Source organism: Kocuria sp. NPDC057446 (assembly GCF_042802875.1).
GTDB lineage: Bacteria > Actinomycetota > Actinomycetes > Actinomycetales > Micrococcaceae > Kocuria.
On the sequence record NZ_JBHVDI010000120.1, the window covers coordinates 1 to 12,204 of the forward strand.

Sequence of the window (12,204 nt, forward strand, 5' to 3'; positions counted from 1 at the left end):
GCGGTGGACCTGCCCCCGCTGCTGGCGGCGGCGGGCATCCCCGGCGCGGTGTCCCGGGTGGCCTACGGCGAGATCCGCGGGGACCAGGCGCCCGCGGCGCCGGAGGCGTTCCCCGCCCTCCGGGACGCGATCGCCCGCGACCGGCTGCAGCAGGCCCTGGACGCGGCGGGGTCGGGACTCCCCGAGCCCGGCCGGACGCGCCCGGACGGCACCGATCGGGTGCCGGCGCGGACCAAGCTGGCCGGGGCCGGGCTGCTGAACTTCCGGGGGTTCCTGGCCGGGGACTGGCGGGCCAACGACTGGTGGTGGGGCCGCCTCGACGCGGCGGCCGGGGTCGCGGAGTTCCTGCGCGGGCTGCCGGCACCGGCCGAGCGGACCGCACGCGAACCGGAGGGGCCCGCGCACAGCCGGGAGGGGCCTCCGCCCGTCGAGCGCGTCCCGGCGGCGGATCCCGTCGTCGCCGGTCTGCAGGAGGCCCTGCTGCGGGACGTCGGACGCGGCTCAGCGGCACGCGGCCGGGCGGCGGTGGGGGCGAGCGCCGACGGCCTGGACCGGCTGGCCCCGGGCCACCGGCTCTCGATGGCCTCGCGCGGGGTGCGCGTGCTGGGGCGGGCGCTGGCGGGCACCCCGGACCTGCCCCGTCCCGTCTGGGAGGTCGTGCTGCTGGTGCTCCAGCCCCTGCTGGTGCTCGCGCCGGCCGTGGTGACCCCCGTGCGCGCCGCCCTGGTCGCCGTCGTCCTGACGGCGGGGCTGTGGGCGGCCGGAGGACCGGCCGCCGCGGACGCCCCCGCCGGGTGGTGGACCGGCGCCGCGCTGCCGGTGGCGGCGACCGCGGTGCTGGTGCTGTGGCTGCTGCGGACGGCACGCCGCGCGCGGCGGCGGTGGGCGGCCGTCCTCGAGACCGCGGGGGCTGTCGGGCCGCCGCCTCGTGCCGCGGACGCCTCCGCAGGCGGCACCGCGGCGCCCGGCACGGCGCTCGAGGTCGCCGCGGCCCGTCGCGTCGCGCTGCGCCGGGCCGCCCTCCTGGGTGCCGCCGCCCTGTTCCTGCTGCTGCCGCTCTGGGCGGCCGGGACGTCCGGGCGCACCGCAGTGGCGCTGCTGCTGGTGCTCACCGCGCTCGTCCTGGAGCGTCTCGCCGCGGTCGTGGCGGTGCGCGTGCCGAACGGCAGGGGCCCGGACGAGCTCGGGCGCGCGGGCCTGGTGGTCACGGCCGCGGTGGCGGTCTGGGCCGGTGCGGCCCTGACCGGCCTCCCGGCGCAGGTGCCGGACGGTGCCGGGCCCCGCGCCATCGCTCTGGGCCTCGCGCTGCTCGTGGTCGGAGCCTTGCTGCTGACCGGCTGGCTGCGCCCCGGCCGGGCCCCCGGGATCGCGGTGGCCGCCGCCCTCCTCGGGGGCGCCGCGGCCTGGGCGCTGTGGTCCTGGGCGGGCGGGCCCGGCGCGTTCCGGGCCGATCTGCCGGCCCTGGCCGGGGCGGTGTACGCCTGGGCGGCCGTGCTGTGGTGGGCGCCCTCGGAGCGCATGCTGCGGCACCACGGCCCCGGCGAGGAGCTCCTGCCCCGCCCCTGATCCGGGGTGTCACCCAGCAGCCCCGACGGGCGCGGGAACACCGGGCGGGCGCGCCCGGACACAGCGGGGTTCCGGATCCGCCGGGCGCCCGAACCGGCGTGTGCCGGCCACGGCAGGCGCCGCAGCGGACCGGCGCCCGGACCGGCGGGGTCCGGGCCCGGAGGGTGGCCGCCTCCGCCGGGGGTCGGAAGCGGAGCCTCAGAAGAGGCCGGAGACGCGCCCGTCGTCGTCGATCCCGATCCGCTCGGCCGCCGGGGAGGCGCCCAGCCCGGGCATGGTGCGCATGGTCCCGCAGATCGCGTAGAGATAGCCGGCGCCCACGGCGGCGCGCAGCTCACGGACCGGCAGCGACCACCCGGTGGGCGCGCCCCTGCGGGAGGGGTCCGCGGTGGTGGACAGGTGGGTCTTGGCGATGACCACCGGCAGGCCCCCGTAGCCGAGCTCCTCGTAGCGGGCCAGCTGGTGCTCCGCGGCCGGGGTGATCTCGAGGCCGTCCGCGCCGTAGACGCGGGTGGCGACCGCCGTCAGCTTGTCCTCGAGGGACTCCGTCAGCCCGTAGGTCGGGGTGTACCCGGCCGGCTGATCGCACGCGGCGGCCACGGCGTCGGCGAGCTCCGCCGCCCCCGTGCCGCCCGCGGACACCGCCGTGCACACGGCCACCTCCGCCCCGGCCGCCCGGGCGATTCGGCGGATCGCCTCGTGCTCGGAGGGGTGGTCCCCGGGGAACGCGTTGATCGCCACCACCGGAGAGATCCCGAAGGACCGGGCGATCGCCAGGTGGTGCAGCAGGTTGACCGCCCCCGCCTCCACGTCCGCGGGGTTCTCCTGGAGCATCTCCGCCGGCAGCGCCTTGCCGGGACGCACCGTGTAGTGCCCGGAGTGGGCCTTCAGCGCCCGCACCGTGGTCACGAGCACCGCCGCGTCCGGGGTGAGCCCGGAGGCCCGGGCCTTCACGTTGACCAGCCGCTCGAGACCCATGTCCGCGCCGAACCCGGCCTCGGTGATGACGTAGTCGGCGTGGGCCATGGCCACGTAGTCGGCCACCACGGAGGAGTTGCCGGTGGCGATGTTGCCGAACGGCCCGGCGTGGACCAGCGCCGGCGTGGCCTCGAGGGTCTGCAGCAGGTTGGGCTGGAACGCGTCCTGCAGCAGCACCGCCATGGAGCCGGCGGCCCGGAGGTCCTCGGCGGAGACCGGCTCGCCGTCGTGCGTGGAGCCCACCACGATCCGGCCCAGGCGGCGGCGCAGGTCGGCGAAGGACGTGGCCAGCGAGAGGATCACCATCACCTCGGACGCCGCCGTGATGTCGAAGCCCGTCTGCCGGGGCACCCCGTCCTGGTGGTCCCCGAGGCCCACCACCACGGTGCGCAGCGCGCGGTCGTTGACGTCGAGGACCCGCCGCCACGTGATGGAGCGGACGTCCAGGCCCAGGGCGTTGCCGTGGTGCAGGTGGTTGTCGATCATCGCCGCCAGCAGGTTGTGGGCGGCCGTCACGGCGTGGAAGTCCCCGGTCAGGTGCAGGTTGAGCTTGTCCATCGGCAGCAGCTGGGCGTAGCCGGCCCCCGCGGCGCCGCCCTTGATGCCGAACGTGGGACCCATGGACGGCTGCCGCAGGGTCAGGGCGGCGGAGCGGCCCGTGGCCGCCATGCCCTGGGCCAGGCCCACCGCCGTGGCCGTCTTCCCCTCGCCCAGCGGCGTGGGGGTCAGGGCCGTGACCACCACGTACCGCACGCCCCGGGCGCGCTTGCGCCGGGCGGCCTCCTCGGGGGTGGACACCTCGTCCGGGCGCGGGTCGACCTTCGCCACGAAGCGCCCGTAGGGCTCCAGGCGGTCGGCGGCGATCCCGGCGGCGGCCGCGATCTCGGTCACGGGGCGGGGCCGGGCGGCCTGGGCGATCGCCAGGTCCGAGGGCATCGGGTCTGTGACGTGCGTCATGGGCCCAGTCTGCGGGACCGGGGCGGTTCCCCGCGACTGCCCCGCCGTCGTCGTCGGGGACGCACCGGTCCCCGCGGTGCGTCCCCGGGCCCGCGGAACGGCGCGGGCCGGTGCACGCCGTCCCGATACAGTGGAGGACGATGAAACTCCTCGAAGCCCTCTCCCCCGAGCTCGGCGCCCCGAGCCACCCGTACTACCGCGGCGACTTCGCCACCAACGCCCTGTCCGGGGACGAGGTCTACGAGGGGTTCCTCGGCTGGATCGCCTCCCGCGACATGGAGCTCTACCCCGCCCAGGACGAGGCCGTGCTCGAGTTCGCGAGCGGGTCCAACGTGATCCTCGCGACCCCGACCGGGTCCGGGAAGTCCACGGTGGCGGTCGCGGCGCACTTGGCGGGTCTCGCCGCCGGGCAGCGTTCCTACTACACCGCCCCGATCAAGGCGCTCGTGTCGGAGAAGTTCTTCTCGCTCGTGGAGATCTTCGGCGCGGAGAACGTCGGCATGGTCACCGGCGACTCCGCCGTCAACGCCACGGCCCCCATCATCTGCTGCACCGCGGAGATCCTCGCGAACGTGGCCCTGCGGGAGGGCCGGGACGCGGACGTGGGGCCCGTGGTGATGGACGAGTTCCACTTCTACTCCGATCCGCAGCGCGGCTGGGCGTGGCAGGTGCCCCTGCTGGAGCTGCCGCAGGCGCAGTTCCTGCTGATGAGCGCCACGCTCGGGGACGTGTCCCGCTTCGAGGAGGGGATCACGGAGCTCACCGGGCGCCCCACCACCACGGTCTCGTCCGCGGAGCGGCCCATCCCCCTGCACCACTACTGGTCCGAGGACCCCATCCACGAGGCCCTCGAGGAGCTGCTGAGCACCAACCAGGCCCCGGTCTACGTGGTGCACTTCTCGCAGCTGCAGGCCATGGACCAGGCCCAGAACCTGATGTCGGTCAACGTGCTCACCAAGGAGGAGAAGGAGCGCATCGGCGAGCTGATCGCCGGCTTCCGCTTCTCCGCCGGCTTCGGCAAGACCCTCAACCGCCTGGTCCGCCACGGCATCGGGGTGCACCACGCCGGGATGCTGCCCAAGTACCGCCGGCTCGTGGAGCAGCTCGCCCAGACCGGGCTGCTCAAGGTCATCTGCGGCACCGACACGCTGGGAGTGGGCATCAACGTGCCCATCCGCACGGTGGTCATCACGGCGCTGTCCAAGTTCGACGGCGAGCGCACCCGACGGCTCAACGCCCGCGAGTTCCACCAGATCGCCGGCCGGGCCGGGCGCGCCGGCTACGACACCGCGGGCACCGTGGTGGTCCAGGCCCCCGAGCACGTCATCGAGAACAACAAGGCCATGAAGAAGGCCCACGCCAAGTTCGGCGACGACCAGAAGAAGCTGCGGCAGGTGGTGCGGAAGAAGCCGCCGCAGGGCTTCGTGTCCTGGGGGAAGCCGACCTTCGAGACCCTCGTGGCCTCCGAGCCCGAACCGCTGACCTCGTCCTTCACGGTGACCCACTCGATGCTGCTGAACCTGCTGCAGCGTCCCGGGGACCCGGTGCTGGCGGCCTGGCACCTGCTGACCCACAACCACGAGACGCGGCCGCGCCAGCGCGCCCTGCTCAAGCAGGCCATCGGCATCCTGAAGGAGCTGCGCGCCGCCGGCGTCGTGGAGAAGCTCGCCGAGCCGGACGAGGAGGGCCGCACCTGGCGGCTGACCGTGGAGCTGCAGGAGAACTTCGCCCTCAACCAGCCGCTGTCGCCCTTCGCGCTCGCCGCCCTCACCCTGCTGGACCGGGAGGACCCGGGCTATGCGCTGGACGTGGTCTCCGTGATCGAGGCGACCCTCGAGAAGCCGCGCCAGGTGCTGAACATGCAGGAGAAGAAGGCCCGCGGGGAGGCCGTGGCCTCGATGAAGGCGGAGGGCCTCGACTACGACGAGCGGATGAAGGAGCTCGAGGAGGTCAGCTACGCCAAGCCGCTCGAGGAGCTGCTGAGCCAGGCCTTCGAGACCTACCGCACCGGCGCCCCGTGGGTGGCGCAGTTCGAGCTCACGCCCAAGTCCGTGGTGCGGGACATGTTCGAGCGCGCCATGACGTTCGGCGACTACGTGCAGTACTACGGCCTGGCCCGCTCCGAGGGCATCCTGCTGCGCTACCTCTCCGACGCCTACAAGGCGCTGCGCCAGACCGTGCCGATGGACCTGCTCCGCGAGGACCTCGAGGACCTCGTGGAGTGGCTGGGCGAGCTCATCCGGCAGACCGACAACTCGCTGCTCGACGAGTGGGAGAAGCTGGCCGCCGGGGAGGAGTCCCCCATGGGGACCTCCGCGGACTCCCTCGAGGAGCTCATCGACGAGCAGCCCCCCGCGATCACCTCGAACCCGCGCGCGTTCCGGGTGATGGTCCGCAACGCGCTGTTCCAGCGCGTGGAGCTGTTCGCGGACGAGAAGGACAAGGTCCTGGGCGCCCTCGACGGCGAGCACGGCTGGGACCGGGACCGGTGGGCGGACGCCATGGACGCGTACTTCGCCGAGCACGAGGACATCTACACGGACCCCCAGTCGAGGGGACCGGGGCTGATCCGGATCGACGAGCAGCCCGAGGGCCTGCCCGGGTACTGGACGGTGGTGCAGGTCTTCGACGACCCGGACGGCCACCACGACTGGGGCATCAACGCCCGCATCGACCTGCGGGTCTCGGACGAGGACGGCTTCCCCGCCGTGGTCGTGGACAACGTCGGGCCCGTCACCGAGACCGGCCGCTGACCCCGGGGGCGCACGCCCCGGCGGTGCTCGACCACGGCGGAGCCCGACGACCACGGAGCCCCCGGCCCGCACCTGCTCGGTGCGGACCGGGGGCTCCTGCGCGCGGTGCGCGGGGCACCTGGCGCGGTCGCTCAGACGGCGGAGCTGCCGCCGCCGCGAGGCGCGTCCGGGGTGGTGGTGCCGGCCGCCTCCTGGGTCTCGGCGCGGGCCCCGGACAGGGCCTCGGCCTCCGGCGCCGGCACGGCGTCCGGCTCGGGCCCCACACCGGTGCGCTCGAACTCGCTGTGCTTGCCGCGCGCGCGGTCCAGCAGCTCGTGGAAGTGCTTCTCGGACTCGAGCAGCTCCTCGCGGTGCTTGTCGGAGATCTTCGGCATCTGCCGCTGGTACTTCGCGGCCTTCTCGGCCAGCTTGCCCCGCTCCTCCGCCGGGGCGTCCTGCGGCAGGGTCACGTACTTCTCGGCCACGGTCTGCAGACCGTTGAGCACACGCAGCGCCCGGCCCTTGGGGCTGAGCAGGGAGGCCAGGACGGTGACGACCAGCACGCCCACGATCACGGTCAGCGAGAAGCTGATGCCGACCTCGACGACCTCCACGTGCTCGCCGTTGTTGATGAAGCCCAGGTTGTTCTCGTGCAGGGCGTGCAGGATGAGCTTCACGCCGATGAAGCCGAGGATGACCGCCAGGCCCCAGGAGAGGTAGATGAGCCGGTCCAGCAGGCCGTCGATGAGGAAGTAGAGCTGGCGCAGGCCCATGAGCGAGAACGCCACGGCGGTGAACACCAGGTACGTCTGCTGGGTCAGGCCGAAGATCGCCGGGATGGAGTCGAGGGCGAAGAGGACGTCGGTGCCGCCGATCGCCACCATCACCAGCAGCATCGGCGTCATGACCTTCTTGCCGTTCTCGATCGTGAACAGCTTGTCGCCGTCGTACTCGTCCGAGGTGTGCATGAAGCGCTTGGCGGTGCGGATGATGAAGTTGTCCGCCTCGTCGTGGGCGGACTCGGAGAGCTCCCCCTTGATGAGGGAGCCGGCCGTCAGCAGCAGGATGAGACCGAACAGGTAGAAGACCCAGGCGAACTGGTTGATCAGCCCCGCGCCCACGAAGATCAGGGCGGTGCGGGCGATCAGGGCGAACGTGATGCCGAAGAGCAGGACCTTCTGCTGGTCCTCGCGGGGGACCTTGAAGGAGGCGATGATGATGAGGAAGACGAAGAGGTTGTCGACCGACAGGGCCTTCTCGGTGATGTACCCGGCGTAGTACTCGCCGGCGAACCGGCCTCCCCACTGGTACAGGACGAAAAGGCCGAAGAGGAGGGCGATGCCCACGTAGATCGCGGACCAGATGGCGGCTTCCTTGAGCTGCGGCTCGTGGGCCTTGCGCACGTGGAACACGTAGTCGAACAGCAGCAGGCCGGCGATGGCCGCGATCGTGACGATCCAGACAGTGAGAGAGACTTCCATGGTTCTGCTTTCGGGGTCGAGTACGGGACAGCCGTAAGTCTCTCCGTCGTTGCAGCGGGACCGGTCCGGTCCGTCGTGCTGGGCTCGACCGCTGCGTCCGGCCGGGTTGTGGCACCCGACGTGCTGACGTCCACAGCGCTGAGGGATACTCCCCTAGGCTGAGCACAGTCTATACGCGGGCTGCGCCCGTCCCGTGCACCGCCCGGTACGGGCCCGTTTCGCGGGCCGGCGGGCCGGTCCGGGCCCCCGCTGCGCCGGGGCTCAGGCGTGCCCCGCCTGCTGCATCTGCCGCAGCTCCTTCTTGAGGTCGGCGAGCTCGTCGCGGATCCGCCCGGCGAGCTCGAACTGCAGCTCGGCGGCGGCGGCCTGCATCTGCTCCGTCATCTGCGCGATGAGGTCCACGAGGTCCTCCGCCGGCGCGGCCGCGAAGCCGTCCTGGCGCAGCTTGTCCTCGGCGGCCGCCACGGCGTCCCGACCGCCCTTCCCGCCGGTCGGCGCGGTCTTCTTGCCGGCGGCGGCACGCCGGGCGAGCAGCTCCCTGGTGTCCTCCTCCTCGCGCTGGAGCTGGTCGGTGATGTCGGCGATCTTCTTCCGCAGGGGCTGCGGGTCGATCCCGTGCTCCGTGTTGTACGCGACCTGGATCTCCCGGCGGCGGTTCGTCTCCTCGATGGCCGTGGCCATCGAGTCGGTGATCCGGTCCGCGTACATGTGCACCTGCCCGGAGACGTTGCGGGCGGCGCGGCCGATGGTCTGGATGAGGGACGTCGTGGAGCGCAGGAACCCCTCCTTGTCGGCGTCGAGGATCGCCACGAGGGACACCTCGGGCAGGTCCAGGCCCTCCCGCAGCAGGTTGATGCCCACGAGGACGTCGAACGTGCCCATCCGCAGCTCGCGCAGCAGCTCCACGCGGCGGAGCGTGTCGACGTCGGAGTGCAGGTACTGGACCCTGACCCCGTGCTCCATGAGGTACTCGGTGAGGTCCTCGGCCATCCGCTTGGTGAGGGTCGTGACGAGCACGCGCTCGTCCCGCTCGACCCGCACGTTGATCTCGTCGAGGAGGTCGTCGATCTGTCCCTTGGTCGGCTTGACGACCACCTCGGGGTCGATCAGCCCGGTGGGCCGGATGATCTGCTCCACGTAGCCGTCCGCCTGGGACAGCTCGTACTTGCCCGGCGTGGCCGAGAGGTAGACGGTCTGGCCGATGCGCCCCAGGAACTCGTCCCACTTCAGCGGGCGGTTGTCCATCGCCGAGGGCAGCCGGAAGCCGTGCTCCACGAGGGTGCGCTTGCGGGACATGTCCCCCTCGTACATGCCGCCGATCTGCGGGATCGTCACGTGGGACTCGTCGACCACCAGCAGGAAGTCGTCCGGGAAGTAGTCGATGAGGCAGTGCGGGGCGGACCCGCGGGGACGGCCGTCGATGTGCAGCGAGTAGTTCTCGATGCCGTTGCAGTAGCCCATCTGCTCCATCATCTCGAGGTCGTACGTGGTGCGCATGCGCAGCCGCTGGGCCTCGACGAGCTTGTTCTGCGACTCCAGCTCCTTCAGCCGCGCGGCGAGCTCGTCCTCGATGGACTTCACGGCCGTGGCCATCCGGTCCGCGCCGGCCACGTAGTGGGAGGCGGGGAAGACGTACATCTCGGTCTCCTCCCGGATGATCTCCCCGGTGAGCGGGTGGAGGGTGTAGATCGATTCGATCTCGTCGCCGAAGAACTCGACCCGGACCGCGTGCTCCTCGTACATCGGGATGATCTCCACGGTGTCCCCCCGCACGCGGAACGTGCCGCGGTGGAAGTCGACGTCGTTGCGCGCGTACTGCATGTTCACGAACCGGCGCAGCAGCTCGTCGCGGTCCATCTCCTCCCCGCGGCGCAGCGTGACCATCTGCGCCACGTACTCCTCGGGGGTGCCCAGGCCGTAGATGCAGGAGACGGTGGCGACCACGACGACGTCCCGGCGGGTCAGCAGGGCGTTGGTCGCGGAGTGCCGCAGCCGCTCGACCTCCTCGTTGATGGAGGAGTCCTTCTCGATGAAGGTGTCCGTCTGCGGGACGTAGGCCTCGGGCTGGTAGTAGTCGTAGTAGGAGACGAAGTACTCGACGGCGTTGTTGGGCAGCAGCTCGCGGAGCTCGTTCGCGAGCTGCGCGGCGAGCGTCTTGTTCTGCACCATGACGAGGGTGGGCCGCTGGACGCGCTCGATCAGCCACGCGGCGGTCGCGGACTTCCCGGTGCCGGTGGCGCCGAGCAGCACCACGTCCTTCTCCCCCGCCTCGATCCTCGCGGCGAGCTCCTCGATGGCCCGGGGCTGGTCCCCGGCGGGGACGTAGTCGGAGATGACCTCGAAGGGGGCGACGACTCGGTTGATCTTCTGGGCGAGGCTCATGGCACCAGGCTACGCGCCGCCCCGGACACGGGAGCCGGGTTCCTCCGGAGGCGATCGGACCCGTCGCCGCCGGGCGCCGCCGCCCGGAAATACGGCGCTGGTGCCGCCCGTTGCACAGGGCACACCGCCGCGCCCGGCGGCACGTCGCCGGGGACCGCGGGCCGCGCCCGGGCACCGCCGGGCCCATCGAGAGGAACACCGTGTCCATCGTCATCACCGGCGCGACCGGCCGGCTGGGCCGCCACGTCATCAGCTCCCTGCTGCGCCTGGACGTGCCGCTGGCGGACCTCGTGGCCGCCGGCCGGCACGAGGGCAAGCTCGGCGCCCTCCGGGAGCTGGGCCTGCCCACGGTCCGGGTCGACTACGGCGACCCCGCGACCCTCGACGAGGCCTTCGCGGGGGCGGACACGGTCCTGCTGATCTCCAGCAGCGAGACGGGGGCGCGCGTGCCCCAGCACCGCAACGCCGTCGACGCCGCCGTCCGGGCCGGGGTGTCCCGGATCGTCTACACCAGCGCCCTCGGCGCCGACCGCGGGAAGCTCCTGCTCGCGGACGAGCACCTGGCCACGGAGCAGGCGATCGCCGAGTCCGGGCTCCCGTCCACGATCCTGCGCAACGGCTGGTACACCGAGAACTTCGAGCCGGCCCTGCGGCACGCGGAGACCACCGGCCTGGTCCTGGCCAGCGCCGGGGACGGCCGGGTGGCCAGCGCCACCCGCGAGGACTACGCGGAGGCGATCGCCGCGGTCCTCGCCCAGGACGGCCACGCCGGGCAGACCTACGAGCTCGCCGGGGACGTGGCGTGGAGCTTCGACGAGCTCGCCGCCGCCCTCACCGAGGTCCTGGGCCGGGAGGTGGCCTACCGGCGCCTCACGCCCGGGCAGCACCTGGCGGAGCTGGAGCGGACCGGCGTGGACGAGGCCACCGCACGGTTCCTGGTGGCCCTGGACGCCAACATCGAGGACGGCGCCCTGGACCTCGTCACCGGGGACCTGTCGCGGCTGCTCGGGCGGCACACCACGCCGCTGGTCGACGCGCTGCGCGCGATGCGCTGAGGCGCCCGCCGGGTCGCCGCCGCACCCCGGACGGGCGGGCCTCCCGGCGGCCGCGGAGACCCGGTGCGGTCGGGGCGGACCACCCCACCCGGCGTCGTCACATCCGCTGGTACTTGGCCCGGACCACCATGAACACCCCGTAGCAGATCAGCCCCAGGGCCACGGCGCCGAGGATCCAGGCCCCGAAGGGCTGCTCCTGCAGGGACTTGAGGGCCCCGTCCAGACCCGTCGACTTCTCCGGGTCGCTCTGCACCGCGGCGACGACGACGAGCACCCCGAGCACGCCCAGGGCCACGCCCTTCGCCGCGTAGCCGGCCGTGCCGAGCCACACCACGGCGCTGCCGGCCGTGCCCGGCGGCAGGCTCGTCAGGTTCTCGCGGAAGGACCGCGTCACGCCCCGGTGGACGAAGAAGGCACCGGCGACGACGAGGCCCAGCCCCACGGCGATCAGCAGCACCGTGCCCGCCGGGTGCGCCATGAGCCGGGCGCTGATCGACTGCGTGGACTCGCTGCTGTCGCTCGAGCCCCCCAGGGCGTAGGTCCCGAACACGGCGCCGATCGCGCCGTAGACCACCGCCTGGCCGCCCATCTTGAGGCGGTGCTTCAGCCGCTCCCGGTCCGAGCGCTGCGTGGCGCCGAAGAACACCTCGCTGACCAGGAAGACGGCGAGCGCCGCGCAGCCGAGGAAGCAGGCCCACAGCAGGACGGTGCCGCCCGGGCTGCCGGCGAGCGCGGCGACCGCCCCGGACTGGTCCGCGGAGCCCGAGCCTCCGGTGGCGACCCGCAGCGCGATGACCCCGATCATGACGTGCAGCAGCCCCGCCGCCACGTACCCGGCGCGGGCGGCGAGGCGGAACCCGCGCGAGTCCGTCGCGTCGTCCGCGGCGCCGGCCGCTCTCGTGGCCTGCCGGCCGACCTCGCCCATGGTTCCTCCCTTTGCAGCTTGAGGTCCACGATTACCTTCAACGATTTCAAAAGAAACTTCTTGTCCTTCTTCTAGAGATTTGTAACCGTCACCTTCGATAGCTGTGAAGTGAACGAATACATCGTCTC

The 12,204-nt window shown here is 72.7% G+C and carries 7 protein-coding genes and 1 pseudogene; 3 read left to right on the top strand and 5 right to left on the bottom strand.

Annotated features, from left to right (window positions below; genetic code table 11):
• Positions 1-1,566, top strand: a 1,566-nt coding sequence (locus ACFU0Y_RS13480; protein ID WP_380215041.1) for a DUF3376 domain-containing protein, incomplete at its 5' end; no start/stop codon positions are given.
• 198 nt (positions 1,567-1,764) lie between these two features.
• Here the strand turns inward: ACFU0Y_RS13480 and ACFU0Y_RS13485 are convergent.
• Complete coding sequence (locus ACFU0Y_RS13485; protein ID WP_380215042.1) at positions 1,765-3,501, bottom strand: formate--tetrahydrofolate ligase; 1,737 nt, start codon at positions 3,499-3,501, stop codon at positions 1,765-1,767.
• A 140-nt stretch (positions 3,502-3,641) separates the two neighbouring features.
• Here ACFU0Y_RS13485 and ACFU0Y_RS13490 point away from each other — a divergent pair, with 140 nt between their 5' ends.
• Positions 3,642-6,254, top strand: a complete 2,613-nt coding sequence (locus ACFU0Y_RS13490) for a DEAD/DEAH box helicase (RefSeq protein ID WP_380215043.1) — start codon at positions 3,642-3,644, stop codon at positions 6,252-6,254.
• 131 nt (positions 6,255-6,385) lie between these two features.
• On the opposite strand, the gene ACFU0Y_RS13495 is transcribed toward ACFU0Y_RS13490, so the two are convergent.
• A complete protein-coding gene (locus tag ACFU0Y_RS13495; protein ID WP_380215044.1) occupies positions 6,386-7,714 on the bottom strand; it encodes a TerC/Alx family metal homeostasis membrane protein in 1,329 nt (442 codons plus the stop codon).
• A 261-nt stretch (positions 7,715-7,975) separates the two neighbouring features.
• On the bottom strand, positions 7,976-10,096 hold the full coding sequence (gene uvrB / locus ACFU0Y_RS13500) for an excinuclease ABC subunit UvrB (protein ID WP_380215045.1): 2,121 nt from the start codon (positions 10,094-10,096) through the stop codon (positions 7,976-7,978).
• A gap of 200 nt (positions 10,097-10,296) precedes the next feature.
• Between uvrB and ACFU0Y_RS13505 the strand changes: the two genes are divergently transcribed.
• Positions 10,297-11,151 (top strand): SDR family oxidoreductase, encoded by an 855-nt coding sequence (locus ACFU0Y_RS13505; RefSeq protein WP_380215046.1) that lies wholly within the window; start codon positions 10,297-10,299, stop codon positions 11,149-11,151.
• A gap of 97 nt (positions 11,152-11,248) precedes the next feature.
• On the opposite strand, the gene ACFU0Y_RS13510 is transcribed toward ACFU0Y_RS13505, so the two are convergent.
• Positions 11,249-12,076 carry a DUF1206 domain-containing protein gene (locus ACFU0Y_RS13510; protein WP_380215047.1) on the bottom strand — a complete coding sequence of 276 codons (828 nt, stop codon included), beginning with the start codon at positions 12,074-12,076 and terminating at the stop codon, positions 11,249-11,251.
• Between the two features lie 12 nt (positions 12,077-12,088).
• Positions 12,089-12,204, bottom strand: a pseudogene (cspD, locus tag ACFU0Y_RS13515) (cold-shock protein CspD); the annotation flags it as partial.